Annotated in this window: 21 protein-coding genes; 13 read left to right on the top strand and 8 right to left on the bottom strand. The window is 71.5% G+C overall.

The annotated features are described in order from the left end of the window. Positions 1 to 116 precede the first annotated feature (116 nt). Together LPU61_RS19820 and LPU61_RS19815 are read left to right on the top strand one after the other, a co-directional pair. The gene (locus tag LPU61_RS19820) at positions 117 to 689 is read left to right on the top strand and encodes a DUF2690 domain-containing protein (RefSeq protein ID WP_082106115.1); all 573 of its coding nucleotides are present in this window, start codon (positions 117 to 119) and stop codon (positions 687 to 689) included. A gap of 214 nt (positions 690 to 903) precedes the next feature. Next, positions 904 to 1,734, top strand: coding sequence for an AfsR/SARP family transcriptional regulator (locus tag LPU61_RS19815; RefSeq protein ID WP_082106116.1), 831 nt, complete (start codon positions 904 to 906; stop codon positions 1,732 to 1,734). A gap of 65 nt (positions 1,735 to 1,799) precedes the next feature. On the opposite strand, the gene LPU61_RS19810 is transcribed toward LPU61_RS19815, so the two are convergent. From LPU61_RS19810 to LPU61_RS19800, 3 genes are all read right to left on the bottom strand, one after another. Further along, the gene (locus tag LPU61_RS19810) at positions 1,800 to 2,321 is read right to left on the bottom strand and encodes a DUF2690 domain-containing protein (protein WP_158499144.1); all 522 of its coding nucleotides are present in this window, start codon (positions 2,319 to 2,321) and stop codon (positions 1,800 to 1,802) included. 179 nt (positions 2,322 to 2,500) lie between these two features. After that, positions 2,501 to 5,365, bottom strand: a complete 2,865-nt coding sequence (locus LPU61_RS19805) for a transglycosylase domain-containing protein (protein ID WP_229405712.1) — start codon at positions 5,363 to 5,365, stop codon at positions 2,501 to 2,503. A gap of 191 nt (positions 5,366 to 5,556) precedes the next feature. Further along, positions 5,557 to 6,030, bottom strand: coding sequence for a DUF5318 domain-containing protein (locus tag LPU61_RS19800; RefSeq protein ID WP_043960971.1), 474 nt, complete (start codon positions 6,028 to 6,030; stop codon positions 5,557 to 5,559). Positions 6,031 to 6,204: 174 nt separating this feature from the next. Between LPU61_RS19800 and LPU61_RS19795 the strand changes: the two genes are divergently transcribed. Both LPU61_RS19795 and LPU61_RS19790 read left to right on the top strand, forming a co-directional pair. Continuing rightward, complete coding sequence (locus LPU61_RS19795; RefSeq protein ID WP_043960972.1) at positions 6,205 to 6,843, top strand: PadR family transcriptional regulator; 639 nt, start codon at positions 6,205 to 6,207, stop codon at positions 6,841 to 6,843. A 23-nt stretch (positions 6,844 to 6,866) separates the two neighbouring features. Further along, positions 6,867 to 7,946, top strand: a complete 1,080-nt coding sequence (locus LPU61_RS19790) for an inositol-3-phosphate synthase (protein ID WP_043960974.1) — start codon at positions 6,867 to 6,869, stop codon at positions 7,944 to 7,946. Between the two features lie 202 nt (positions 7,947 to 8,148). Here LPU61_RS19790 and LPU61_RS19785 read toward each other — a convergent pair whose 3' ends face one another. Together LPU61_RS19785 and LPU61_RS19780 are read right to left on the bottom strand one after the other, a co-directional pair. Next, positions 8,149 to 8,634, bottom strand: a complete 486-nt coding sequence (locus LPU61_RS19785; protein WP_229405711.1) for a methylated-DNA--[protein]-cysteine S-methyltransferase — start codon at positions 8,632 to 8,634, stop codon at positions 8,149 to 8,151. A gap of 187 nt (positions 8,635 to 8,821) precedes the next feature. Continuing rightward, entirely contained in the window at positions 8,822 to 9,589 is a 768-nt protein-coding gene (locus LPU61_RS19780) for a hypothetical protein (RefSeq protein WP_229405710.1), read from the bottom strand. A 360-nt stretch (positions 9,590 to 9,949) separates the two neighbouring features. Here LPU61_RS19780 and LPU61_RS19775 point away from each other — a divergent pair, with 360 nt between their 5' ends. Further along, positions 9,950 to 10,495 carry a hypothetical protein gene (locus LPU61_RS19775; protein ID WP_043960977.1) on the top strand — a complete coding sequence of 182 codons (546 nt, stop codon included), beginning with the start codon at positions 9,950 to 9,952 and terminating at the stop codon, positions 10,493 to 10,495. 39 nt (positions 10,496 to 10,534) lie between these two features. After that, complete coding sequence (locus LPU61_RS19770) at positions 10,535 to 12,046, top strand: flotillin family protein (protein ID WP_043960978.1); 1,512 nt, start codon at positions 10,535 to 10,537, stop codon at positions 12,044 to 12,046. A 159-nt stretch (positions 12,047 to 12,205) separates the two neighbouring features. Here the strand turns inward: LPU61_RS19770 and LPU61_RS19765 are convergent, their stop codons facing one another. Both LPU61_RS19765 and LPU61_RS19760 read right to left on the bottom strand, forming a co-directional pair. Continuing rightward, positions 12,206 to 14,281: a S8 family serine peptidase gene (locus tag LPU61_RS19765; RefSeq protein ID WP_229405709.1), complete on the bottom strand. Its 2,076-nt coding sequence runs from the start codon at positions 14,279 to 14,281 to the stop codon at positions 12,206 to 12,208. Positions 14,282 to 14,522: 241 nt separating this feature from the next. Further along, the gene (locus LPU61_RS19760) at positions 14,523 to 15,983 is read right to left on the bottom strand and encodes a CCA tRNA nucleotidyltransferase (protein WP_229405708.1); all 1,461 of its coding nucleotides are present in this window, start codon (positions 15,981 to 15,983) and stop codon (positions 14,523 to 14,525) included. Positions 15,984 to 16,109: 126 nt separating this feature from the next. Here LPU61_RS19760 and murJ point away from each other — a divergent pair, with 126 nt between their 5' ends. The 7 genes from murJ to LPU61_RS19725 all read left to right on the top strand — a co-directional run bounded on the left by murJ (position 16,110) and on the right by LPU61_RS19725 (position 24,603). Beyond that, the gene (gene murJ / locus LPU61_RS19755) at positions 16,110 to 17,855 is read left to right on the top strand and encodes a murein biosynthesis integral membrane protein MurJ (protein ID WP_229405707.1); all 1,746 of its coding nucleotides are present in this window, start codon (positions 16,110 to 16,112) and stop codon (positions 17,853 to 17,855) included. A 470-nt stretch (positions 17,856 to 18,325) separates the two neighbouring features. Continuing rightward, positions 18,326 to 19,930 carry a protein kinase family protein gene (locus LPU61_RS19750; protein ID WP_229405706.1) on the top strand — a complete coding sequence of 535 codons (1,605 nt, stop codon included), beginning with the start codon at positions 18,326 to 18,328 and terminating at the stop codon, positions 19,928 to 19,930. 43 nt (positions 19,931 to 19,973) lie between these two features. After that, the gene (gene sigM / locus LPU61_RS19745; RefSeq protein ID WP_043960985.1) at positions 19,974 to 20,756 is read left to right on the top strand and encodes an RNA polymerase sigma factor SigM; all 783 of its coding nucleotides are present in this window, start codon (positions 19,974 to 19,976) and stop codon (positions 20,754 to 20,756) included. Beyond that, positions 20,753 to 21,724: a hypothetical protein gene (locus LPU61_RS19740; RefSeq protein ID WP_043960987.1), complete on the top strand. Its 972-nt coding sequence runs from the start codon at positions 20,753 to 20,755 to the stop codon at positions 21,722 to 21,724. Before sigM ends, LPU61_RS19740 begins: the two co-directional genes overlap by 4 nt. Positions 21,725 to 21,936: 212 nt before the next feature. Continuing rightward, positions 21,937 to 22,890 carry a thioredoxin-disulfide reductase gene (gene trxB, locus LPU61_RS19735; RefSeq protein WP_043960989.1) on the top strand — a complete coding sequence of 318 codons (954 nt, stop codon included), beginning with the start codon at positions 21,937 to 21,939 and terminating at the stop codon, positions 22,888 to 22,890. Between the two features lie 70 nt (positions 22,891 to 22,960). Continuing rightward, complete coding sequence (gene trxA / locus LPU61_RS19730) at positions 22,961 to 23,284, top strand: thioredoxin (RefSeq protein ID WP_043960991.1); 324 nt, start codon at positions 22,961 to 22,963, stop codon at positions 23,282 to 23,284. A gap of 149 nt (positions 23,285 to 23,433) precedes the next feature. Beyond that, entirely contained in the window at positions 23,434 to 24,603 is a 1,170-nt protein-coding gene (locus LPU61_RS19725; RefSeq protein WP_043960992.1) for an N-acetylmuramoyl-L-alanine amidase, read from the top strand. An 82-nt stretch (positions 24,604 to 24,685) separates the two neighbouring features. On the opposite strand, the gene LPU61_RS19720 is transcribed toward LPU61_RS19725, so the two are convergent. Next, positions 24,686 to 25,351: a hypothetical protein gene (locus LPU61_RS19720; RefSeq protein WP_043960993.1), complete on the bottom strand. Its 666-nt coding sequence runs from the start codon at positions 25,349 to 25,351 to the stop codon at positions 24,686 to 24,688. Between the last annotated feature and the right edge of the window lie 208 nt (positions 25,352 to 25,559).

Raw genomic sequence — 25,559 nt, 5'->3', positions numbered from 1 at the left:
GCGTTCTGGACGAGAGCTTCGGGCGTTAGACCGCAGGTTGCCGAGCGACTGGAGCCCGGCGGGCCGCCTGACCCCGCCTGTGTCGGTTCGATGATCGAACGGTGGCCCCTGCCTGCATGATCTGCCCATTATTCAGCTCAAGTGATTGGACCATGCCGATGCCGTTCCTCAACCGCGGCCTGCGCTCCCGAGCCGGATTCGACGGGCCGAGTCACCACCGTCTGGCGAGGCCGGGTGCCATCATGGCCGCCGCGGCCTCCGTCGCCGCGGTGCTCCTCGCTCCCGCCAGCGCTTCCGCAGCCACCGTGGGGTGTGGCAGCCCCTGCGACAACAAGGACCCGCAGACCTACACGGCGGTCGTGGGAACTGGGAGCGGCAGTTGTTACCAGGATGCGATCACGGCGGCCTCGACCACCTACGCCGAGCTTCGGTACAGCCCCTGGTGCCGGACCGCGTGGGCCCGACAGACGGGAAGCATCGGCTACATGAGCGGGGTTCTGGTCCAGAGCTACTACACCGACGGACGCCTGCGCGCGACGTACGACGACATCCCCGGGTACGCCGGAACGTGGTCCAGCATGGCGAACGACAAGGGCCTGCTCGCCCGCGCCTGCTTCTACCAGTACAACTCCGAGCTTGATCAGGCGAACGACAAGAAGACCATCATGTATTGCACCAGCAAATACTGAGCTGCCCAGCGGGCGCCCCGACGGCGTGTTGCCGTCGGGGCGTCCGGCCCGCCGGGGACAGACGGCCTGCGCCCGGCCCACCGCCACCTGGCCGGCCTCAGCCGCGCCCCCACGGCCCGACCACGCTGCGAAGTCGCTTGACGAGCATCGAGTAATGGCTATGCTTGGCGTGACCTTGGACTAGGGTCGCATCAATACTGCACGGGGGCATGAATTGAAATTCGCATTCCTTGGTCCATTAACAATCAAATCAGGATCATCGACACTGTCGTGTTCGGGGCCACGCAACAGAAGCCTCCTCGCGGCTCTCCTGCTGGACGCCAACCGGACGGTCTCCATCGACCGGTTGATCGACGTCGCCTGGGATCATCCCCCGGAGACCGCGCGCCAGCAGGTGCAGAACAGGATCGGCCGACTCCGCGCCCTGCTGGGGCGCACGCCTGGCCAGGGGATCCGCAGCACCGGAGGCGGCTACCTGCTGGAGGTCCGCGAGGAACAGGTCGACGGGCTCAGGTTCCGTCGGCTCTGCGCCGAAGCTGAGCAGGCTCGACGACTCGGCGAACTTGATCGCGCGGCCGAACGTCTCCACAGCGGCCTCGACCTCTGGCAGGGCTCCGCCTTCCAGGACATCGACTCGCTGACGTTACGCGGAGACGCGATCGGGTGGGAGGAAGCCCGACTGAACGCCGTCGAAAGCCTGGTCGACGTCGAGTTCAGTCGACATCGGCACAACAGCATCCTGATCGACCTACACCACTGGGTCCAGCGCTACCCGTACCACGAGGGCCTGCACTGCCGGTTGGCCGAGGCGCTCCACGCCAGATCACGTACCGGCGAGGCCCTGCACGTCCTGCAGCAGCTCAGTGCCCGGCTCACCCGGGAACTCGGCATCGACGCCTGCGCCGCCGTCCAGAGCCTCCAGCGTCACCTCGGGAGGACACCGGACGTGGACGAGCCCGCGCAGGTGCCCGGGGCCGTTCGCCGAGCCTCGCCGGGAACGATGCGGGTACGCCGTTCGTCTCTTCCCGCCGTCCCGACGGCCTGAGCGAAAGTGGGGCGGCGGCCCGGTCGTTCCTCCGGGCCGCCGCCCCACCAGGGTCACCTGTCGCCTCAGTACTTGTCCGTCCACCAGGTGGTGGGGCCGGCCGACGCCTCGGCCCGGGCGAGCAGGCCCGCGTCGTTGACCATGGGCGTGTAGTAGGCGCCGGCGAATCCGCTGTAGGAGGTCCGGACCGCGCCGCTGGTGTAGTAGCTCTTGACCGTCGGGTAGTAGAAGTCCGAGCTGACCCGGGCCCAGGCGGTCCGGCACCTCGGGCTGTACCGGAGCTCGAGGTTGATGCCGTCGGTGTTGGACTTGGCGGTCACGGCATCGTCAGCGCAGTAGTGGTAGCACGTGCTACAGCCACTGGAGTAGATCTTGTAGCTCGCGGGGTTCTTGCCGTCGCACGTGGCGCCGCACCCGGTCGCCAGCAGCTCCGCATCCGAGATCATCGTCCCCTCTTCCGGGTCGAGGTTCTCGGGGGTGACGACGGCGGACGCCGGGGTCACGCCGTGCGGCGCGGACGGCGCGGCACTCGCCACCGATGGCGCGAGCAGTCCCGTGGAAAGACAGAGCGCCAGCACAGCGCCCACCTGAGCAGTTCTTCTTCCGAGCAAGGTGCACCTCCAAGACATCAGCTGCCGAAAGGTTCTCTCAGGCACTCACCGCCGGTTCATCGTTTCGTCACCGGTCCCGGTCGAAGGGCAGCGGAGGCGCGAACGGCGGCCGGACGTGAAGTCCGACCGCCGTTCGTGATGTGGTGACCGCTCAGCTACTCCCGCGCGCGGGGTGCGAGCGTCGGCAGAATGCCTCCCCCGTTGCCTCCGCCTGGTCGTGGATCGGTCGGGTTACCACCCGGCGGGGTCGGGGACTCGGGGCCACCAGGATTGTTGGGGCCACCGGGGCCGGGGTTGGTGGGGTTCTGCTGGCAGAAGATGTCCAGCGGGTTGCAGTTCGGCACTTCGGGGGTGGTCGGCGGCGGCGGGGGCGGCTCGGTGCCGTTGCCGGCATCCTGGTCACCCATCCCGGTGGCCGCCGGCAGGCTCTCCTTGTCCTTGCCGTTCAGTGCCGCGTTCATGTAGCGCTGCCAGATGGCGCCGGGCAGCTTCGAGCCACCGATGTCGTTGCCGTCCTTGTCGATGATCTGCGGCTTCTTCGGGTCTCGGCTGCCCACCCAGACGGCGGTGGCGAGCTGGGGGGTGTACCCGACCATCCAGGCGTGCGCGTTGTGCCTGCTGTCGTACTCCCAGGTACCGGTCTTGGCTGCGGCCTCCCGACCGCCGTCCAGGGACCGGTTGTTGGGGCCGGGGATCTGCTTGAGGACGCCGGTGACCTCCTTCGCGACGTCGGCGCGGATCCGCTGCTGCGGCTTCAGCTTCTCGCTCGCGACCATCTCCCACTTGCCCGTGTCGACGTTCTGCTTCTCGACCTTGATCACGAAGTGGGCCTTGTTGTACTTGCCGTCGTTCGCGAGCGTGGCCAGCCCGTTGGCGTGGTCGAGCACCGTGACCGGGTACTGGCCGTAGCCGATGACGCGGTCGAACTTGCTGGGGGCGAGATCCTTCGGGTCGTTCTTGTTGAGGTCGTACGCCTTCGGCGGGTCGACGGTCCAGATCGTGGATACGCCGGCCTGCTTGGCCATGTCCAGCACGGCGGACGGCTTGATCTTCTCGGTGACGTGGAAGAAGGGCACGTTGTACGACTGGATGGTGGAGAACTCCAGCGTGCACCACTTGCCGCAGGTCCGGCTCACGTCCCGGTTGGCGTTCTGTACCGGCGAATCGAAGCCCTCGGGCTTGAACGGGGTGGCATCCCAGTGCGACTTCACCGAGATGCCGGCGTTCACCGCCGCAGCCAGCGTGTAGACCTTGAACGACGAACCGGGCTGGTGCCCGCCGACGAGATCGCCGTTCTTGTCGGTGTTCTTGCCCGCGTAGTCGAAGTCCGCGCCGCTGTCGCCGCCGTAGTAGGCGAGCACCCGGCCGGAGTTCGGCTCGATCGAGACGACCGCCGCCATCAGGTTCTTGGGCTGGTCGTTGAGCTCCGAGTTCTTCTTGGCCCGCATCGCGGTGTTCTCGGCAGCGGTCTGGAGCTTCGGGTCGATCGTGGTCTGGATGCGGTAGCCGCCGTCGCGCAGCGCGTCAACGCAGCTGATCTTGCCCGCCGCCCCGCTGTCGGAGCAGATGCCCCACTGGTCCATCTCCTGCCGCACGTAGTTGATCACGTTGCCGCGCGGGCTCGCCACACCGAACGCCGCCGAGCCGGCCTTCTTGGGGCTGAGCGTCTTCGGGTACTCGGCGTCGGTGGGCCGCTTCGGCGTGTTCGGCGCGTCGATCCAGCCCTCGGCCGCCATGCCGTCGAGCACGTAGGTCCAGCGCGACTTGGCGTCGACCGGGTTGACCGCCGGGTCGTATCCCTGGTGGGTGTCGCTCGCGACCGGCTGCTTGATCAGCCCGGCGAGCACCGCCGCCTGGGCCACGGTGAGCTGCTTGGTGTGCACGCCGAAGTAGGTCTGAGCCGCGGCCTCGATGCCGTACGCGCCGCGCCCGAAGTAGATCACGTTGAGGTAGTGCTCCATGATCTCGGGCTTGCTGTACTTGTCGTTCAGCTTGGAGGCGAGGATCGCCTCCTTGACCTTCCGGGCGTACGAGTCGTCCTTCAGGTTCTCGTAGGCGTTACGGGCGTACTGCTGGGTGATCGTCGAGGCGCCCTGCTTGTCGCCGCCGGAGAGGTTGTTCCAGGCCGCGCGGGCGATGCCCTTGTAGTCGACGCCGGAGTGCCGGTAGAAGTTGCGGTCCTCGGCCGCGGCCACCGCGTGCTGCACGTGCTCCGGGATCTCGGTGATCTTGACCAGCTGACGGTTCTCGCTGCCGAGCTTGGCCAGGACCGTCTTGTTGTCCTTCGCGTACACCGTCGTGGAGAGCGGCAGGGGAACCTGCGCGGGCAACACCACGGTCGTCGAGTAGTAGGTGAAGCTGACGACGCCGATGCCGGCGAGCATGATGAAGACCGCGAAGCCGGCGATCATCATGTTGATCCGCCGCCGCTTCTTCGCCCGCGCGCTCGCACCCGGGTCGCGGGCGCCCCGGCCGCTCCGCCCGCCGGCCGGGCCCACCGGCCCGCCGGGACCACCAGGCCCGCCGGGACCACCAGGGACGGAAGCCACCCCGGCCCGACCGACGGAGGCCCGCCCGGCGAGCCCGCCGACGGCCGCCGCGCCGACGCTGGCCCGCCCACCGGGCGCCGGGGACACCGGCACAGACGCCCGGCCCGCACCGGCTCGCCCGGCAGCTGGCGCCGGGGAGACGGGCACCGAGGCCCGGCCGGCCCCCGCGCGCCCGACCGAGGCGGAGCCCACCGAGGCGGAGCCGGCGGCGGCTGTGCCGCGCGGCGGCACCGCTGCGGAGCCGGCACGCGGCGGCACCGCCGCCGAACCACCCACCGAGGCGCGGCCACCCGCAGCCTGGCCGCGGGGCGGCACGGAGGCGCGGCCCGGCTGTGCCGTACCCTCTGACCAGCTGCCGCGGGCGTCGTCGCCGCGACGGTACGCGTCGGCCGGGCCCGCACCCGGGTCGCCGTGGGCGCCCGGTATCTGGGCCCGCCCGCGCGAGGAGCTGGGATCGCCGTACGAGTTCATTCCTCACACCCTGCCGGTCGCGGTGGGACGCGATCGCGCCGCCACCGGTTTGCCGTGAGCTGAAACACAGGACGCCGCCGCCCGAACGAGTCGGGCCGAGGGCATCACTTCCGGATCAATCGGACCTATCGGCCCTAAGAGCTGTCGGCCGTCCCGCCTCCTCCACATCGGGCCAACCGAGTCAGCTGGGTTCACCGTTGCGCCTCTCGCCTCCGCCGAACGGCCGGGCCGGCACCCGGGGCCGTGGCGGCCGAAGCGCCGGCCGCGCCCTGGTCCGACCCGTTCTCCGCGCCGCCGGCCAGCCCGTCCCGGCCCAGCAGGAACTGCTCGACGAGGTGGTTCCAGCCGCAGCCGAGGCACACCTCCACCACGAACACCTGGAACTCACGCAGCGTCATCGCCAGGACGGGCAACTCGGCAAGGGTACGCGCCTGCCCGGCGGACTGCTTGAGTTCGTCCCCGTAAATGTAGTGGACGTGGGTGAGGTTCTCGCTGCGGCAGATCGGGCAGCGCTCCTCGGTGGGTTCACCGTGGAAGCGGGCGGCGTTCTTCAGGTACGGCGACGCGTCGCAGACGTCGTACGTGCCCACCCGGCCAGCGAGAAGTTCACGCAGCACCGCTCGCTTCCGGAGCGAGTAGTCGACGACCTGGCGCTGCGTACGCATGCGGAGAAGGGTACGCGGTCCGGCGCGGCGAGGCGACCACCGTCACAATCGGTGACCCCGAGAATTCGGCGTGGGGGTTTGCCCTGATCCTTGGTGAGCGGCTAACGTGCGATGTATCGGTCCGATACATCGCGGTGGTTGAGTCTCCGCGTCGGGGGTAAGAAGGGGTGGCCCGTGCTCGATCTCGCCATCCTCGGCCTCCTCCAGGAGTCCCCGATGCACGGCTACGAACTCCGCAAGGAGCTCGCGGCCAAGCTGGGCGCGATCCGCGCGGCGATCAGCTACGGCTCGCTCTACCCCACCCTGCGCCGACTGCAGGCGGCCGGGTGGATCACCGAGGCCGACGAGACGCCCGCCACCGCCGAGGAGGTCCCCGCACTGACCAGCCGCCGGGGGCGGGTGGTCTACAAGATCACTGCGGAGGGCAAGGAACGCTTCGCCCAGCTGATCGCGCAGGCCGGCCCCGAGACGTACGACGACACGGGCTTCGGCGTGCACTTCGCGTTCTTCGCCCGCACCGACCAGGCGACCAGGCTGCGCATCCTGGAGGGCCGCCGCCGCAAGATCGAGGAACGCCGCGAGGGGCTTCGCGACGTGCTGGGCCGGGCGGCCGAGCGCCTCGACGCGTACACCCTGGAACTTCAGCGCCACGGCCTCGACGCCTGTGAACGCGAGGTCCGCTGGCTGGAGGAGCTCATCGCCAACGAGCGCTCCGGCCGTGCCCCGACGGTCCCGGACACCGGGACGGCCGGCGGCCGACGAGATAACGACAGCCCGCCTCCGCCTGGAGAGTCCAGGAAAGAGCGGCCGTGATGAAGAAGAAGGAGGCAGACGCTATGGGCTCCGTCCGCGTCGCCATCGTCGGTGTGGGTAACTGCGCCTCGTCCCTCGTACAGGGCGTGGAGTACTACCGCAACGCCGACCCGAACGACCGCGTCCCGGGTCTCATGCACGTCACCTTCGGCGACTACCACGTCTCGGACGTGGAGTTCGTCGCGGCGTTCGACGTCGACGCCAAGAAGGTGGGCATGGACCTCGCGGAGGCGATCGTCGCCAGCGAGAACAACACGATCAAGCTCTGCGACGTGCCGCCGACCGGCGTCAGCGTGCAGCGCGGCCCGACCTTCGACGGCCTGGGCCAGTACTACCGCGAGATCGTCGAGGAGTCGGACGCCGAGCCGGTCGACGTGGCCAAGGCGCTGCGCGACGCGCAGGTCGACGTCGTCGTCTCCTACCTGCCGGTCGGTTCCGAGCAGGCCGACAAGTTCTACGCCCAGGCCGCGATCGACGCCGGCTGCGCGTTCGTCAACGCCCTGCCGGTCTTCATCGCCTCCGACCCGGAGTGGGCGAAGAAGTTCACCGACGCGGGCCTGCCGATCGTCGGCGACGACATCAAGAGCCAGGTCGGCGCGACCATCGTGCACCGGGCCCTCGCGAAGCTGTTCGAGGACCGCGGGGTCGAGCTGCTGCGCACGTACCAGCTCAACTTCGGCGGCAACATGGACTTCATGAACATGCTGGAGCGCAACCGGCTGGTCTCGAAGAAGATCTCGAAGACCCAGTCGGTCACGTCCCAGATCCCGCACGAGATGCAGAAGAGCGACGTGCACATCGGCCCGTCGGACCACGTGCCGTGGCTCGACGACCGCAAGTGGGCCTACATCCGCCTGGAGGGCCGCTCCTTCGGCGACACCCCGCTCAACGCGGAGCTGAAGCTCGAGGTGTGGGACTCGCCGAACTCGGCGGGCGTCATCATCGACGCCGTCCGGGCCGCGAAGATCGCCCTGGACCGCAAGATCGGCGGCCCGATCCTGTCGGCCTCGTCGTACTTCATGAAGTCCCCGCCGGTGCAGTACGCCGACCACGACGCGCACGCCGCCGTCGAGGCGTTCATCAAGGGCGAGGTCGAGCGCTGACGCGCTGACCAACAGCACGATCACGGAGGGCCGGGTCCGTCGGGACCCGGCCCTCCCCAGCCCATGATCGTCTGTCGTTTACGGACACGACACGCCGTTCCTTCTCTCGGTAGACGTCAGACGATCATGGCCCCAGCCCTGGGTTCACCCTTTCGTAGGCAGCAGCACCACGAGTGGACCGTGCTTCGACGCATCTGCACGGTCAGGACCAGGCGCGGCGCAGGGCGACGCCGGCCTCCAGCTCCAGCAGCTTCACCTTGCGGGGCAGGCCGCCGCCGAACCCGACCAGTTTCGCCCCCGCACCCACGATCCGGTGGCAGGGGACGATCACGGGGATCGGGTTGCGGTTGCAGGCCACCCCGACGGCCCGCGCCGCCCCCGGGTCACCGCCGCCGACCAGCCGGGCCACCTCGCCGTAGGTCGACGTCTCCCCGTACGGGATGCGGGTCATCTCCCGCCACACCGCGCGCTCGAACTCGGAGCCCCGGCGCGCCGCCACCGGCACCGTGAACTCGGTCAGCTCCCCGGCGAAGTATGCCCGCAGCTCGGCCACGGCCCGGCCGGACAGCTCGTCGCCGGGGACGTCGACGGCGCTCTCCACCCGCCCGAAGTGCGCGCCGCACACGGCGTCGTCGTCGGTGGCCACGGAGAACGCGCCGATCGGGGAGCCGAGCACAGTCCAGCGCACGCCCCATTCTCCCCCGCCAGCGCGACACGCCCCGACCGGCCACCCCGCCGACCGAGACTTCGTGCTCGCCGACCCGACCGGGCGGGAGCTGGTGCGGCAGCCGCTCCCGCCCGAGTTGGTCGACCGTAACCTCGCCATCGCGCCCGGCTGACGGTGCGGGCGGCCGTGAACTGTGCCCACCCGGCCGCTAGTTCCCGTAGGAGATGCTCCATTCCTTGCCGTCGAAGAGGGCCTTGGCGCTGGTCATGCCGTCGGGGTACACCACCTTGGCCGGCTGGGTGAGCTCGGAGACGTCCATCACCTCGCTGCTCGCGAAGCTCCCGAAGGCGACCCAGTAGGTGGGTTTGGGGTCGAACTCGACCCCGGTGTTCGGCACCGTCGGCACCACGAACGTGCCGGCACCCGACATACCGATTCCCACGCTTCCCTGGTCGTCGTTCCCCGGCCCCGGCACGGTGTCGTCCTCCTTGATCATCAGGCTTCCATTCTTTCCGGACGGGCTGGTTGGGCCGAATTCGAAACCGCCGTCGACGTAGGAGAGGGCCACCAGATTGTTCTGGGTCAGGTCGGCCTGGAGGATCTGGCCTGCCACGAACTGCGTACCGGGGACGAGAGTTCCGACCTGACCCCAGACGAAGTTGTAGTCGATGCTCCACTGATATTCGATAGTCGTCGACGGGTGGCACATCTTCGACATCCAGGCGAGCGTGGCCGCGTCGCTCGGAAGCACGGGGTTCTCCTGGAAGAGGATGGCATTCATGCCATCCAGCGCAGAATTGTTCGAGATCGTGATGCTGTAGCCGACCGCGCCCTTCTTCGATTGGATGCCGTGGGACGATGCCGCACGCGATGCGGCCTCTGCCCGGTCGGTGAGGCTTGTGCCGAGCAGGGCGGCGCCGAGGCCCGCACCCAGCGCGGCAAACCCTCCCCGTCGACTGATCCTGATCTCTCTCATCACTCCTCCTCGCTCACGAACAATTCCCCTGCCGACACCCTAAGAAAGGAGAGGAAGCGTCAGGGTCTCGAATCAGAAGGATCTCACTCTCGATCGATAAAATTTGAGAGTATCAATATGCTATGTAGGAACTCCTTACCAGGGCAAGGGCTTCCCCGCTGCGCGGTATGGTCAACTCCCGCGCGCCGAAATTTGCAGCTCAGACGAGGGCTGATTTACGCGGTATTGCAGCGGAAGGCGCCTTAGGTGTGAATGACCTCAGCGCCTTCGACTCCGCCGGACACCGCAGCCGGTTCCGGCCGGTCCGGTGGACCGGGAAAGCACGACGTCCCGCGTGACGGGGCACCCCGCCACACCCGGATGACCTTGCACAGGGCGGCTACCGTGCAGGTCGTGGCCACCGGAACGCTCATCTTCCTGATCATCGGCGGGGCGGGCGTCGGCGTGCTGGCGCTGGCCCTGCTCGGCACCGAGCTGTTCCACTTCAGCCATCCCGGTGCCGACGGTCCGGTGTCCCTGGAGGCGGTCGCCGGGTTCGCCGGCGCGTTCGGCTTCGGCGCGGCGATCGTCAACGAGCTGCTCGGTGCGCGTACCCCCGGGATGGTGGCGGCGGCCGTGGCCGGCGGCGCGGTGGCGGCGGTGCCCACCGCGTGGGTCGCGGCCCGGATGAGCCGGGCGGCCCGCACCATGCGCACCGACCCCACGCCCACCCGCCACCACCTCGTCGGCGCGCTCGGCCTGGTCGTGACCCCGATCCCCGTGGACGGCTACGGCGAGGTCAGGGTCCGCGTCGCCGGCCAGCCGGTCAAGCTCAACGCCCGCGCCGACCGGCCGATCGGAATGGGCGAGCAGATCTTCGTGGTCGAGGCCCTGAGCGAGACCAGCGTGCACGTCGAGACCTACTGACCCCACCGTCCCCCTCCCCTGTCGCAGAGCGGAAGTCGTATGCCCCTTCTCATCGCCATCGGCGGCGCGGTGCTCCTCGTCGTCGTCCTCGTCCTGTTCGTGCTGTCCCGGATCAAGGTCGCCGGGCCCAATGAGGCGTTCATCGTCACCGGCCGCAAGGGCCGGACCACCGAGACCGCCGACGGCGGCCGGTCCACCGACATGTCCGGCCAGAAGGTCGTCCTCGGCGCGTCGGTGTTCGTGCTGCCCGTGGTGCAGAAGCTCCAGTCGCTCGACCTGTCCAGCCGCCGCATCGACGTCGGCATCAAGGGCGCCGTGAGCAAGCAGGGCATCCGGGCCGAGCTGCACGGCGTCGCCATCGTCAAGGTCGGCGGCACCGAGGACGCGATCCGCGCCGCCGCGCAGCGCTTCCTGCACCAGCAGGACGAGATCGACAACTTCACCCGCGAGGTGCTGGCCGGCGCGCTGCGTTCGATCGTCGGCCGGCTCACCGTCGAGGAGGTCATCCGGGACCGGGCGGCGTTCGCCAGCGCGGTGGCCGAGGAGGCCGAGCACTCGATGACCAACCAGGGGCTGGTGCTGGACACCTTCCAGCTCCAGGACATCGTCGCCGAGGGGTCGTACCTCCAGGACCTCGGGCGGCCGGAGGCGGCCCGTGTCCTCAAGGACGCGGCGATCGCCGAGGCCCGGGCCCGGCAGCAGGCCGAACAGGAGCGGCTGCTCGCCGAGGAGGCCATCGCCGAGGCGAACCGGAACCTGTCGCTCAAGCAGGCCGCCATCCAGGCGGAGATCGACGCGGCGAAGGCGAAGTCGGCGGCGGCCGGCCCGCTCGCCCAGGCCGAGCGGGACCAGGCGATCCTCTCCGAGCAGCAGAAGGTCGCCGAGCGCAACGCCGAGCTGAAGCAGCGCCAGCTCGACACCGAGGTCCGCAAGCCGGCCGACGCCGCCCGGTACAAGGTGGAGCAGGAGGCCGAGGCGGCTCGCAACGCGGCGGTGCTCAACGCCGACGCGCAGCGGCAGGCCACCATCGCCGCCGCCCAGGCCGCCGCCGAGCAGGCCCGGCTCACCGGTGAGGGCGAGCGGGCCCGCCGGGCCGCGCTGGCCGAGGCGAACGCCATCGAGGGCGCCAAGGAGGGCGAGGCCGAGCAGCGCCGCCGGTCCGCGATCGCCGAGGCGGTCGAGCGGGAGGGCCAGGCGGAGGCGGCGGCCATCCTGGCCAAGGGCCAGGCCGAGGCCGACGCGATGGCCCGCAAGGCCGAGGCGTTCGCCGCGTACGGGGAGGCAGCGGTGCTGGACCTGCTGGTCCGGGTGCTGCCGCAGGTGGTCGAGGCCGCCAGCGCGCCGATCGGCGCGATCGACAAGATGACGGTCATCTCCACCGACGGGGCGTCGACGCTGACGAAGTCGGTGGCGAGCAACGTGGCGCAGGGCCTCCAGCTCGGCACCGACCTGACGGGCATCGACCTGGCCGGCCTGCTCGCCAAGCTGGGCGCGGCGCGCAACGCGGGCACCGAGGCGGCCACGGTGGACGGGACCGCCGTCGACCGCTGAGCCTGATCAGCAACACGAAGCCGGCCGGGCCCGTCGTGGCCCGGCCGGCTTCGCTTTCGGTACGGAGGATTCGGCCGTCCCGGGAAAGGCCGGCGCCCGCCGGACCACCCCGGTCGTTGGGGGCGGTGCCGACGGGCGCCGGATTGTGGTGCGGGATCCTCAGGCGAGGCCGATGGTGAACTGCTCCCAGGCGCCGACCGAGGTGCTCTTGGCGATCAGCGGCTTGCTGCCGCCGCTGTCCGCCTTGACGATCTTGCCGTTCGCGTTCGCGTACAGGTGGACGGTGCCGTCCGGGTGGTGCCAGCCGACGAAGAACGCCTCCCAGTCGCTGACCGCGCTGCCCTTCGCCAGCAGCGGCTGGGAGCCGCCGCTCTGCGCCGTCACGTACTTGTTGTTGACCAGCGCGCGGAAGGCGACCCACCCGTAGCCGAGGTCGACCAGCTCGTACTTCTCCCACGCGCCGACCGCGGTGCTCTTGGCCAGCAGCGGCTTGCTGCCGGCGCCGTCGGCCGCCACGAACTTGCCGTTGGCCTTGGCCTTCACGCTGACGATCGGGTTGGGTGCCTCGAAGTCGAACTTCTCCCAGGCGCCGATGCTGGCGCTCTTGGCGAGCAGCGGCTTGGTGCCAGCGCCGTCGGCGGCCACGTACTTGCCGTTGACCTGCGCCTTGAGGCTGACGCTGCCGTCGGTGTTGTTGACGAGCGCGAACTTCTCCCACGAGCCGATCGCGGTGCTCTTGGCGATCAGCGGCTTGCTGCCGCTGCCGTCGGCCGCGACGTACTTGCCGTTGGCCTTCGACTTGAGGGCGACCACCCCGCTGCTGACGGAGACGACGTCGAACTTCTCCCACCCGCCGAGCTGCCAGCTGCGGGCGATCAGCGGCTTGGTGCCGCCGCTCTCGGCCACGACGAGGGAGTCGTTGACCCGGGCCCGCAGGCCGACGTTGGTGCGGGCCACCGGGGCCGCGCCCACGTGCGCGAGCCGGTCGATGCTGCCCGCCGGGCCGAGCACCGCGCCGGAGACGCCGTTGGTGACGACGGCGTTGCGCACCTGCTGCGGGGTCCAGCTCGGGTTCTGGGCGAGCAGCTGGGCGGCGATGCCGGCCACGTGCGGCGCGGCCATCGACGTCCCGTTGATCGTCTCCGTCGCGGTGGTGCCGCCGATCCACGCCGAGGTGATGCCGACGCCGGGAGCGAACGTGTCCAGGCAGGTCCCGTAGTTGGAGAAGCCGGCCATCATGTCGACCCGGTCGGTGGCGCCGACGGTGATGGCGGCCGGCGCGCGGGCCGGGGAGTACGCGCAGGCGTCGTCGGCCTCGTTGCCGGCGGCGACGACGTAGGTGATGCCCTGGCCGATGGAGGTGGCGATCGCGTCGTCCAGCACCGGGTCCACGTCACCGCCGAGGCTCATGTTCGCCACCGCGGGCTTCTGGGCGTTGTTGGTCACCCAGTCGATCCCGGCGACGACCCCCTCGGTCGAGCCGTAGCCCTCGCAGTCGAGCACGCGGACCGCGACCAGGTCGACGTCCTTGGCGACGCCGTAGGTGGTGCCGCCCACGGTGCCCGCCACGTGCGTGCCGTGGCCGTTGCAGTCGGCGGCGTCGCCGCCGTCGATCGCGTCGAACCCGGAGCTGGCCCGGCCGCCGAAGTCCTGGTGGTTGATGTTGATGCCGCTGTCGATGATGTACGCGGTGACGCCGCTCGACGACGGGTACGTGTAGGACTTGCTCAGCGCCGGAGTGGTCTGGTCGATCCGGTCCAGACCCCACGAGGGCGGGTTGGTCTGGGTGCCGCTCGCCGAGACCTTGCGGACCGGCTCGACGTACGCGACGTCCGGGTCGGCCGCCAGCCGCTTCGCCTGAGCGGGGGTGAGCTGCGCGGAGTAGCCGCGCAGGGCCCCGGTGAAGACCTTGCGCACCGTGCCGCCGTTGGCCTTGGACAGGGCCTTGACGGTGCTGCGGGTGGTGCTCGCGCTGGCCTTGCCGTTCTTCAGCTTGACGATGTAGCGGCCCGGCACGACGCCCTTGGTCGAGGCGTCACGCGCCTGCGACCGCTTCGGCGCGGTCAGGTTCGGCCGCACCGGGTTGCCGGCGGCGTCCAGGCTGGACGCCTCCACGCCGGCCGTCTCCGGGCTGGCCTGGGGGGTCGGTTCGGCCATCGCCGCGCCGCCGGTGGTGGCGAGGGCGATGGAGGTCGCGGAGGCGAGGGCGAGCCCGGCCACCGCAGAGCGGCGCATTACGCCACGACGTGTCAAAGAGATCTCCCCGTTGCAGCATCGGCCATCCACCTCGGACGGCCGAGAACAATGAATCAGGCCTCACACTGAAATGGACAGGAGGCCACGATGATGTTGCATCATCATGGACGCTGCTCGAACGGAATTACCTCAGCCGATCGGTCGATACGCTGCCGTCGCGTCGTCAGTTTCCCGACAGGACGGGCGATCGGGGCGTCGCGCCGTCCCGGCAGACCCGGGATCAGCCGCCGACGCCCTCTTCGCGGGCCCAGCGCAGCAGCTCCGCCTCGGCCTCGTCGCGGTCCAGCGGGCCGCGCTCCAGGCGCAGCTCCTTGAGGTGCTTCCAGGCCCGGCCCACGATCGGCCCCGGCGGCACGCCGAGCAGCTCCATGATGGCGTTGCCGTCGAGGTCGGGGCGGACCCGGGCGAGGTCCTCCTCGGCGGCGATCCGGGCGATCCGCTCCTCCAGCGCGTCGTAGTCGGCCGCGAGGGCCGCCGCCTTGCGCCGGTTGCGGGTGGTGCAGTCCGAACGGGTCAGCTTGTGCAGGCGGGCCAGCAGGTCACCGGCGTCGGTGACGTAGCGGCGGACCGCCGAGTCGGTCCACTCGCCCCGGCCGTACCCGTAGAAGCGCAGGTGCAGGCCGACCAGCTTGACCACCTGGGCGGTGACGTCCTTCGGGTATCGCATGGCCTTCATCCGGGCCTTGGTGAGCCGGGCGCCGACCACCTCGTGGTGGTGGAAGCTGACCCGGCCGTCCGACCCGACGGCCTTGGTGGCCGGCTTGCCGACGTCGTGCATCAGCGCGGCCATCCGCAGGACGAAGTCGCACCCGTCGGTCTCGTACGACACGGCGTTGGCGACCACGGTGAGCGTGTGCTCGTAGACGTCCTTGTGCTGGGCGTGCTCGTCGATCTCCAGCTTCAGCCCGGTCAGCTCGGGCAGGAAGCGGTCGGCCAGGCCGGTGTCGACCAGCAGCCGCAGGCCGGTGATCGGGTCCGCGCCGCAGAGCAGCTTGGTGAACTCGTCGCGGATCCGCTCGGCGGTGATCCGGTCGAGGTCGGCGGCCATCGAAGTCATCGCGGCCCGCACGTCGGGGTGCACCGCGAAGCGGAGCTGGGCGGCGAACCGGGCGGCCCGCAGCATCCGCAGCGGGTCGTCGCCGAAGGACTCGGCGGGGGTGCCCGGGGTGCGGATCACCCGGGCGGCGAGGTCGTCGAGGCCGCCGTGCGGGTCGGTGAACCGGTGCGCGGGCAGGCTCACCGCCATCGCGTTGATGGTGAAGTCGCGACGCCTGAGGTCCTCGGTGAGGCTGGTGCCGTACTCCACGATCGGGTTGCGGCTGACCTGGTCGTACGCCTCGGCGCGGAACGTGGTGATCTCCAGCCGCAGCCCGTCGCGTTGGCAGCCGATGGTGCCGAACTCGCGCCCGGTCTCCCAGATCGACTCGGCCCAGCCCTTGACGATCCGCAGGGTCTGGTCGGGGTGGGCGTCGGTGCAGAAGTCGAGGTCGTCGCCGAGGCGGCCGAGCAGGGCGTCGCGCACCGAACCGCCCACCAGGTGCAGTTCGTGGCCGGCGTCGGCGAACCGGCGGCCAAGCTCGTCGGCGACCGGCGAGACGCGGAGCAGTTCGGCGACGGCGTTGCGCTGCGCGGCGGTGAGCTCGCGGCGGTCGGCGGCGTGGGGTGCGGAGGCTTCGGACATGGGATCGCCAGCCTATCGGTCGGGTCGGGGGCCTGATCCGCCGGGCGCGGGTAACCAGCAGGTGTTGACTATGGTCATGGTGTGCGGGCCGGTGCCCGGCTCCGACGTACCCCTGGGAGGCTGGAGATGAGCGGCGGTCTCTACCGCAGCGCGAACGCCGCGCAGGGCGGCGGCCGGCCCCCCGGCGACGACGCCACCTTCATCTCGGCGGAGCCGCTGAACCAGCCCGCGATCGAGTCGACCGCGCCGCCCCAGGAGCAGGTCGCCGAGGCCAGCGCCGCGACGAACAGCGCGGTGATGGCGATCGGCAGCCTGGTCAGTCGAGGTACGGGCTTCCTGCGCACGCTGGCGCTGACCGCCGCGCTGGGCGGGGCGCTGGTCGGCGACGCGTACACGACGGCGCAGATCCTGCCGGGGATGGTCTACGAGTTCCTGCTGGGCGGCATCCTCACCAGCGTCCTGATCCCGGTGCTCGTGCGCCGCCGCAAGGCCGACGCGGACCAGGGGCAGGCGTACACGCAGCGGCTGCTGACGCTCGCGGTGGTCACCCTGGCCGCCGCGGCGCTGCTCGCCGTCGTGGGCGCGCCGGTGCTGACCGCGTTGTACGCGAGCGACAAGTCCAGCGGCGACTACCAGTCGCTGGTCACCGACCTGTCGTACCTGATGCTGCCGATGATCTTCTTCACCGGTCTCAGCGCGTTGATCAGCGCGGTGCTCAACACCCGGGGGCACTTCGCCGCCCCGATGTGGGCGCCGATCCTGAACAACCTCGTGGTGATCGGCACCGTCGGCCTCTACATCGCCATCTTCGGCGCGGAGATCGTCGAGCCGGAGCAGATGACCACCGGGCGGATCCTGCTGATCGGCGGCGGCACCCTGCTCGGGGTGGCGATCCAGGCGGCCGGGCTGCTGCCGGCCCTGCGCAAGGTGGGGTTCCGCTGGCGGCTGCGGTTCGACTTCCGGGCGCTGGGCCTGGGCGAGCTGGGCCGGCTCGGCGCGTGGATGTTCTGCTACGTGGCGGTCAGCCAGATCGGCCTGATCGTCCTGTTCAACCTGCTCAACCGCGCCGGCCGGGAGAACGCCGCCGGCCCGCTGATCTACAACAACGTCTTCCTGCTGCTGATGATGGCGCACGGCATCATCGCCGTGTCGATCATCACGGCGCTGATGCCCCGGATGAGCGCCGCCGCCGCCGACGGCCGGTACGCCGACCTCGCCGCCGACTTGTCCCGGGGCACCCGGACGGTCACGGCGGTGCTCGCCCCCATCGCGGTCTGCTACGCGGTGCTCGCCGGCCCGCTGTCGGTGACGCTGTTCCGCTACGGCGCGTTCAGCGACGAGAACGCCACCGCCACCTCGCTGGTGCTGCTGGTCGCGGCGCTGGCCCTGGTCCCGTTCGCGGTCAGCCAGTTGTTCACGTTCGCCTTCTACGCGCTCCCGGACACCCGCACCCCGGCCCTGATCAACATTCCGGTGGTGGCGCTGCGGATCGGCGTGCAGATCGCGCTGTTCGCCGCCTTCTCCGCCACCTTCGCGGCGGCGGGGATGATGATCGGCAACGCGGTCTCCTACCTGGCCGCCGCCGTGTTCTCCGCGATGCTGCTGCGGCCCCGGGTCGGCCGGATCGGGCTGGGCGGGATCCTGCGCACCCTCGGCAAGGTCCTGGTGGCCGCGCTCGGTGCCGCGCTGGCCGGCCTGCTCGTGGTGAACCTGCTGCCGGGCGGCGACACACTGAGCTGGCCGCAGGCCGTGTTCCGGCTGGTCGTCGGCGGCGCGGTCATCGCGGGGACGTACCTCGGGCTCGCCATGGTGCTGCGGATCGGCGAGATCACCGAGGTGGTCGGGATGGTCCGCCGCCGCCTCGGCCGCTGACCGGGCCCGCTGGCCGCTTCGGGCCAGCCGGTCGAGCGGACCCTCCGCTCGGCAGACACGGAGCGTGACCGAGGATCACCAGGCTGGGGACAGCCCTGTGGATAACTCAGCGATTCGCCGCTCAGCAGCCATAAGGCCCTGTGGACAACCAGCCGTAAGGCTGAGTATGGCGGGCCGTTCGGCGGGGAATCCGTCGCCGTCGCCCGGACGCCACACCGGCGCGGCCCCTGCAACGACTACTTGCCGTCAACCTCTAGATTGGCTAGTACATGTGCCAGCAACGCGGCCGACAACGGTCGTAACCGGACAGGCGCGGCCACTCCCGGCACCTCAGCCGGGTACGCCGGGAAGATGACATGTCGGGGAGGCCGGCAACCCGGGTAAGGTCGCTCTCGACGGGTACGGCTGACCCCCGGCGCTCCGCGTCGAGACCGTCGGTCGGTTCCTCAACAGGCAGAGCGGGAAGCCAGATGCCCAGCAGCGCGGGTCCATCGATCGACACGATCACCGAGGGAGGACGGGTGACCCAGGTCGGCGAGGGTCAGCAGGCGGAGGAGAGCGCTCCGCCGATCATGACCTTCGGTGCTCCCACGGCCGGTGAGATCCTCGCCGAGCGGTACGAGCTGGTCGAGCACATCAACAACGACAGCGCGGGCCGGCTGGTCTGGCGCGGGGTCGACGTGGTGCTGCGCCGCCCGGTCGCGGTCGTGCTGCGTTACCCGGGCGGCGACTCGGCCACCGAGATGCTCCAGGCGGCCGTCGCGGCCAGCCGGGTGATCCACCCCAACCTGGTCGGCGTGTACGACGCGATCGACGAGGCCGAGCGGGCGTACGTGGTCCGCGAGTGGGTGGACGGCCGGTCCCTGCGGGAGATGGTCGCCGACGGCCCCCTCGACCCGGGCCGGACGACCGCGATCGGCAACGCCGTGGCCAGCGCGCTGGCGGCCGTGCACGCCACCGGCATGGTGCACGGCAACGTGCACCCGGGCACCGTCATGATCAGCGATGAGGGCCGCGTGGTCCTGGCCGACGCCCGCACCGACGGCGCCGACAGCCAGGAGAACGACGTCCGCGCGATCGGCGGCATCCTCTACTTCGCCCTGACCGGGCACTGGCCGCACGCCGAGGCCCCGCTGCACGGCGCCACCGCCGGACACGGCCGGGCCGCGATCCCCGACGCCGTGCGCGACGCCAGCGGCGCGATCGCCGCGCCCCGCCAGGTCCGGGCCGGCGTGCCGGCCTACCTCGACGACCTCACCATGGACCTGCTCGACGCTGGCATCGCCCCGCCGCCGTCGGACGTGCTCTCGGCCGAGCTGGCCCGGCTGGACATCCCGGTGGAGGACGACGGCTACCTGGAGCCCGCCGGCCCGCTGCGGTTCGCCGCCGACAACGGCGAGGAGCCGTCGCCGCTGGCCTCGGTCGCCGGGCGGAAGGTCGCCGTCGGCATCGCCGGCCTGCTGGCGGTCGCCCTCGTCGGCCTGCTCATCGGCATCAGCATCCTCGGCAACGACGACGAGACGCCGCAGACCGAGCCGGTGGCCCGGCCGTCCAGCAGCGCCCCGGCGGCCGAGGCGACCCCCGCCGCCGCCGTGCGCAAGCTGTCGGTGACCGAGGTCCGCATCGTCGACCCGGACAGCAAGCTCCGCGACGAGCTGGGCGGGGCCGAGAAGGTGATCGACGGCGACGCGGACAAGGGCTGGGACACCGACACCTACACCCGGTCGAACTTCGGCAACACCAAGAGCGGCATGGGCGTCTGGATCGACCTCGGCGAGGAGCGCACCGTCAAGTCGGTGCAGGTGAGCCTCTCCGCCACCGGGGCCTCCGCCCAGCTGTTCGCGGGCACCACCGACCCGCCGCCCACGTCGTCCGGCGACAAGGAGCTGTTCGCCAGCTACAAGAAGAACCCGATCGGGCAGCCCTTCGAGCAGCACGACGGCACCACGATGACCTTCAACGGCTTCGACGCCGACGCGAAATACCGCTACCTGCTGTTCTGGATCACCGAGCTGCCCCCGAACGACCGGGGCTACCAGGTCGGCGTCCAGGAGATCACGGTCCAGGGGTCGTGAACCGGGGCCCGGCGACGGGGCACCGCAGCGATCGGGCGCGGTGATGGACGCTCACGGCGAGCGCGCGAGCGACGTCGACCTGCTGCGCGCCCACGTCGCCGGTGACCGGGACGCCTTCACCGAGCTGTTCCACCGGCACCGGGACCGGCTCTGGGCGGTCGCCCTGCGGACCCTCGGCGACCGCGAGGAGGCCGCCGACGCCCTCCAGGACGCGCTGCTGTCCGCCCACCGGGCGGCGGCCCGGTTCCGGGGCGACTCGGCGGTGACCACCTGGCTGCACCGGATCGTGGTGAACGCCTGCCTCGACCGGATCCGCCGCCGGCAGGCGCACCCGACCGTCCCGCTGCCCGACGGCACGCACGGCGTCGACGGCGGCCCGTCGACCGGCGGGTTGGAGCCCGCCGCCCCCGTCCAGGACCACGACACCGCCCTGGTGGTCCGGCAGGCGCTCGCCGAACTGCCCGTCGAGCAGCGGGCGGCGCTGATCCTCGTCGACGTGCAGGGCTACCCGGTGGCCGAGGTGGCCCGCATCCTCGACGTCGCCGAGGGGACGGTCAAGAGCCGCTGCGCCCGGGGTCGGGCCCGGCTCGCCGTCGCCCTCGGGCACCTGCGTACGGGCGCACTGCCCGACGGCCCGGCCGGCGACGCCGCAGGGGCGGGCCGACAGCCCGGCCCCGCCGTGCGGCTGGCCTCGCCGCGCGCCGGTGCCGACGGCTCCCACGGCCCGGACGTGCCCGCCGTCACCCAGGGGAACCCCCGGCCGGCCGACGGCGTCCGATCAGGGTCGGGACGCTCCCGGCGCGTCGCCAACCAGGAGGACTCGTGACTGCCGGGGGGTTCAGGGAGGTCGACCTCGACCTGCTCGCCGACTACCTCGGCGGCGCGTTGGACGGCACCCCCGACGAGGCGGTCGTGGCGCGGCTCGTCGCGGAGGACCCGGCCTGGGCCGAGGCCCACGACGCGCTGGCGGCGGCCCTGGCCCCGGTCGGCGACGCCCTCGCGGCCTGGGCCGGGCCCGCACCACAGATGCCGCCGGTGGTCGCAGACCGGATCACCGCCGCGCTGGCCGGTGCCGGCCCCGGCACGCCCGCCGGTGTCACCGACCAGCCCAACCGGGCGGGCCTCGCCGACCCGGCCCGGGTCGGCCGGGTGCCCGCCCAGCCCACCGGCGGTACGCGCCGGCCCGCCGGCGGTCCCGGCCCGGCGACCGGCCGCCCCGGGGGCCGTGGGCGGCGCTGGGCGCGGCTCGCCGGGCCGGTGGCCCTGGCCGCGGCCTCGGTCGTCGCCGTCGGGTTCGGGCTCAACCAGGTGGTCGGCGACAGCGACCAGAGCGGCGGCACGGCCGACCGGGCGATCAGCGCGCAGGCGGAGTCGGGCGGCGGCGCGTTCACCATCGCCGGCGCGCCGCGGCGCTCGGGCACCGACTGGACGCCGGAGACCCTGGCCGCCGGCGGTCGGCCGTCCCCCGGTGCCAGCGAGCCGCCGAGGTCGTTCGGGTCGGGGCCGGACGCGCCCGTCGGGGGCGACAGCGGCGAACGGATGCCGGCCGTCGGGGACCTGGGCCGACTCACCGGCACCGCCGCCTTGGCCGACTGCCTCACGGCCGTCAGCGCCGAGCACGGGGCCGGTCCGCTCACCGTCGACCTCGTCGACTACGCGCGTTTCCGGGGCGCGCCGGCGCTGGTCGTACGCTTCGTCGACCCGTCCGGGGAGCGCTGGGCGTGGGTGAGCGGCCCCGAGTGCGGGGTGCCCGGGTCCGGTGCCGACACCCGCTACCGGACGCGGGTAGGGTGAGGCCGCGGCCGGCCCGGCGGGCCTCCACCGGCCGCGCCTGATTCACATCTGCCGTTCTTCCACGTGACGTGACCCACCGGATGACCGGCTCGGGAATCCCCACTTCGTACGATGACGTTCTGCAAGTCAGTAGTCGGCGTCCGCGCGGCGTCGACGCTCCGACCGGCATCGGTGCGCGTGCCGATGGCGACCACACACATCGGGAGACGGCAGTGGACGAGGTCCGCAACCTGATCATCATCGGCTCCGGGCCGGCCGGTTACACGGCGGCGGTCTACGCCGCGCGCGCCAACCTCAAGCCCCTGGTCATCGAGGGCGTGCAGTCCGGCGGTGCGCTGATGACGACCACCGAGGTGGAGAACTTCCCCGGTTTCGCCGACGGCATCCTCGGCCCCGAGCTGATGGACAACATGCGCAAGCAGGCCGAGCGGTTCGGTGCCGAGTTCCTCACCGACGACGTGACCCGGGTCGAGCTGACCGACACCGGCAGCGTCGGCTCCGACGCGGTGAGCACCGTGTGGGTCGGCGAGACGGCATACCGGGCGAAGGCCGTCATCCTCTCCACCGGCTCCGCCTGGCGCCCGCTGGGCGTGCCGGGCGAGCAGGAATACCTGGGCCACGGCGTGTCGTCCTGCGCCACGTGTGACGGCTTCTTCTTCCGCAACCAGCACATCGTGGTCGTCGGCGGCGGCGACTCGGCGATGGAGGAGGCCAGCTTCCTCACCCGGTTCGCCGAGTCGGTCACCATCATCCACCGGCGCGACTCGTTCCGGGCCAGCAAGATCATGGCCGAGCGGGCGCTGGGCAACGAGAAGATCAAGGTCGAGTGGAACAGCGTGGTCGAGGAGGTCCTCGGCGACGACGGCAAGGTCACCGGCGTCCGCGTCCGCAACGTGCACACCGGGGAGGCCAAGGTCCTCGACGTCACCGGCGTCTTCGTGGCGATCGGCCACGACCCGCGCAGCGAGCTCTTCCGGGGCCAGGTGGAGCTGGACGACGAGGGGTACGTCAAGGTGCAGGCCCCCAGCACCCGCACCAGCGTCCCGGGCGTGTTCGCCGCCGGTGACGTGGTCGACCACACCTACCGGCAGGCCATCACCGCGGCCGGCACCGGCTGCGCCGCCGCCCTCGACGCCGAACGTTTCATCGCCACGCTCGAAGGCTGAGCGCGCACCCGGGCTTCCCGGGCCACCGAACGACTGAAGGAACACATCGCAAGCCCGTAGGAGGGTCATAGTGGGAGCGACAAAGGCGGTCACCGACGCGAGTTTCGCCGTCGACGTGCTGAAGTCCGACAAGCCGGTGCTCGTCGACTTCTGGGCGGAGTGGTGCGGCCCGTGCCGCAAGGTCTCGCCGCTGCTCGAGGAGATCGCCGGCGAGATGGGCGACCAGGTCAGCATCGTCAAGCTCAACATCGACGAGAACCCGGAGACCGCGCGCGCGTACCGGGTGATGTCGGTGCCGACCCTGACCGTGTTCAAGAACGGCGAGCCGGTCCAGTCGATCGCCGGCGCCAAGCCGAAGGGCGAGCTGGTCAAGCTGATCCAGTCCGCGCTCTGACAGCCGCTACGCGAAGCCCCGTACCCCGTTGGGTGCGGGGTTTCGCGTTTCGCGGCCCTGACCTGCGCGGACACCGCCACCTCGGGCGGCCGGACCGCATAGCCTCAACCCGGGAGCCGCCGGCCGGCGACCCTGCGAAGGGGGCGAGCGTGCGTCCGATCCGACCCGGTGACCGTGGACCGGCGGTGCGCGAGATCCGCGCCGTCCTGACCGGTCTCGACCTGCTCGCGGCCGGACCCTCGGCCGGCGACGAGTTCGACGCCGACACCGAGCGCGCCGTGCGGGCGTTCCAGCAGTCCCGGGGGCTCAGCGTCGACGGGCGGGTCGGCGCGGAGACCTGGCGCGCCCTGGACGCCGCCCGCTGGCGGCTCGGCGCGCGCACCCTCTACCACGCGGTGCCGGAGCCGCTGACCGGCGAGGACGTCCGGTCGCTCCAGGAACGCCTGCTGGAGATGGGGTACGACGTGGGACGCGCCGACGCCGTCTACGGCGTACGCACCTCGCGGGCGGTGGCCCAGTTCCAGCGCGAGATGGGGCTCAAGCCGGACGGCTCCTGCGGCCCGCAGACCATGGGGACGCTGCGCAGGCTGGGGCGGAAGGTGGTGGGCGGCCGGCCGCAGTGGCTGCGCGAGTCCGACGCGATCCGACAGGCCGGCCCGACCCTCGTCGGCCGGACCGTGGTCATCGACCCGGGGCACGGCGGCACCGACCCCGGGGTGGTGGTGCCGGACGGCCCGCTGCGCTGGACCGAGGCCGACCTGGTCCACGACCTGGCCAGTCGGCTGGAGGGGCGGCTCGCGGCAGCGGGCGTGCGGGTGCAGCTCACCCGGGGCCCGACGCCGCACAGCTGCCTGCCGGACGCCGAGCGGGCGCAGCTGGCCAACTCCCTCGGTGCCGACGTGTTCATCTCGCTGCACACCGACGGGCACGCCAACCCGGAGGCGGAGGGGGTGGCCACCTACCACTACGGCACCGGCAACGGGGTCACCTCCGCGACGGGCGAGCGGCTGGCCGGGCTGGTGCAGCGGGAGATCGTGGCCCGCACCGGCCTGCGGGACTGCCGTACCCACGCCAAGACGTGGGAGCTGCTGCGGCTGACCCGGATGCCGGCGGTGCGGGTGGAGGTGGGCTACCTGACGTCGCCCACCGACCGGGGGCGGCTGGTCGACCCCCGGTTCCGGGACCGGCTGGTCGAGGCGATCGTCGCCGCCGTCCAGCGCATGTACTTCCCGATCGAACGGGACGTGCCCACCGGCTCGATCGACGTCAGCGCGCTGCGCGCGGCGGTCGCGGCAGGTCGCCGGGTGGGCGCGAACTGACTGAGCCGCCCGGCCCGGGACGGCCGGCACCCGTGTGCGGGGCCGGTGCCCGACGGCGGCGGGGGCGTCGGTGGCAGGTCTGTCAGCCGCCGGTGGAGCGGGTCGCCGGGGCGGGCCGGACCGGCCGGAGCAGGGTCTCGGGGCTCATCGACCCGAGCAGCTTCTCCAGGGCGTACTCGACGTCGGACTTCCAGCTCAGCGCGGTGCGCAGCTCCAGCCGCAGCCGGGGAAAGCGGGGATGCGGGCGGACCGTCTTGAAGCCCACCGACAGGAAGAAGTCGGCGGGGGCCACGCACCCGCCCGCCGGGTCGCCCTCGTCGCCGAACTTCGCGTCCCCGAACGCCTCGATCGCCTTGATGCCACGCTTCGTGAGGTCCCGGGCGACGCCCTGCACCAGCATCCGGCCGAGCCCGCCACCGGCGAAGGGCGCGACCACGTGCGCGGTCATCAGCAGCGCCGCGTCGGCGGAGACGGGTGAGGTGGGGAACGCCATCGAGCGGGGCACGTAGGCCGGCGGGGCGTACATGACGAACCCGGCGGGCATGCCGTCGACGTACGCGAGCTTGCCGCAGGAGCCCCACTCCAGCAGCGTCTGCGAGACCCAGGCCTCCTTCTCCAGCCCCGGGTCGCCGGCGGCACACGCCCGGTCGGCCGAAACCGGATCAAGCTCCCAGTGGACGCACTGCCGGCACGGCCGGGGCAGGTCCTCCAGGGTGTCGAGGGTCAAACTGACCAGACGTCGCGACATCGGCGCATCCCCACCTTAGGCTCGGAGGCGAGAACGACGCCGCCGCCTTCGGTACCTCCGACGAGCGATCGTACGCCGCCGGACGGCGGTACGGGAGGGGACGCGCGAAACACCCCGCAGCGCCCATGCGGGCCTGCCGTTGCGCCGCCGGGCCGGTCCGGGATGTGGACGGCCGGCAAATCGATCGGCCCGTCCGAGCGGGAAGGGA

The sequence above is a fragment of the Micromonospora sp. NBRC 110038 genome (assembly GCF_020884815.1).
Classification (GTDB): domain Bacteria; phylum Actinomycetota; class Actinomycetes; order Mycobacteriales; family Micromonosporaceae; genus Micromonospora; species Micromonospora haikouensis.
The sequence above is the reverse complement of the archived record's forward strand: the minus strand, read 5'-3'. Positions and strand labels throughout refer to the sequence as shown.

What these genes read in the sequence shown, in the direction of transcription:
- LPU61_RS19800 (WP_043960971.1), bottom strand. Translation starts at nt 6,030, where the DNA reads ATGCGTACGCAGCGCCAGGTCGTCGACTACTCGCTCCGGAAGCGAGCG.
- murJ (WP_229405707.1), top strand. Translation starts at nt 16,110, where the DNA reads ATGAGCGGCGGTCTCTACCGCAGCGCGAACGCCGCGCAGGGCGGCGGC.
- LPU61_RS19750 (WP_229405706.1), top strand. Translation starts at nt 18,326, where the DNA reads ATGCCCAGCAGCGCGGGTCCATCGATCGACACGATCACCGAGGGAGGA.
- LPU61_RS19775 (WP_043960977.1), top strand. Translation starts at nt 9,950, where the DNA reads ATGACCTTGCACAGGGCGGCTACCGTGCAGGTCGTGGCCACCGGAACG.
- LPU61_RS19720 (WP_043960993.1), bottom strand. Translation starts at nt 25,351, where the DNA reads ATGTCGCGACGTCTGGTCAGTTTGACCCTCGACACCCTGGAGGACCTG.
- LPU61_RS19790 (WP_043960974.1), top strand. Translation starts at nt 6,867, where the DNA reads ATGGGCTCCGTCCGCGTCGCCATCGTCGGTGTGGGTAACTGCGCCTCG.
- LPU61_RS19770 (WP_043960978.1), top strand. Translation starts at nt 10,535, where the DNA reads ATGCCCCTTCTCATCGCCATCGGCGGCGCGGTGCTCCTCGTCGTCGTC.
- sigM (WP_043960985.1), top strand. Translation starts at nt 19,974, where the DNA reads ATGGACGCTCACGGCGAGCGCGCGAGCGACGTCGACCTGCTGCGCGCC.
- LPU61_RS19820 (WP_082106115.1), top strand. Translation starts at nt 117, where the DNA reads ATGATCTGCCCATTATTCAGCTCAAGTGATTGGACCATGCCGATGCCG.
- LPU61_RS19780 (WP_229405710.1), bottom strand. Translation starts at nt 9,589, where the DNA reads ATGAGAGAGATCAGGATCAGTCGACGGGGAGGGTTTGCCGCGCTGGGT.
- LPU61_RS19760 (WP_229405708.1), bottom strand. Translation starts at nt 15,983, where the DNA reads ATGTCCGAAGCCTCCGCACCCCACGCCGCCGACCGCCGCGAGCTCACC.
- LPU61_RS19765 (WP_229405709.1), bottom strand. Translation starts at nt 14,281, where the DNA reads ATGCGCCGCTCTGCGGTGGCCGGGCTCGCCCTCGCCTCCGCGACCTCC.
- LPU61_RS19805 (WP_229405712.1), bottom strand. Translation starts at nt 5,365, where the DNA reads ATGAACTCGTACGGCGATCCCAGCTCCTCGCGCGGGCGGGCCCAGATA.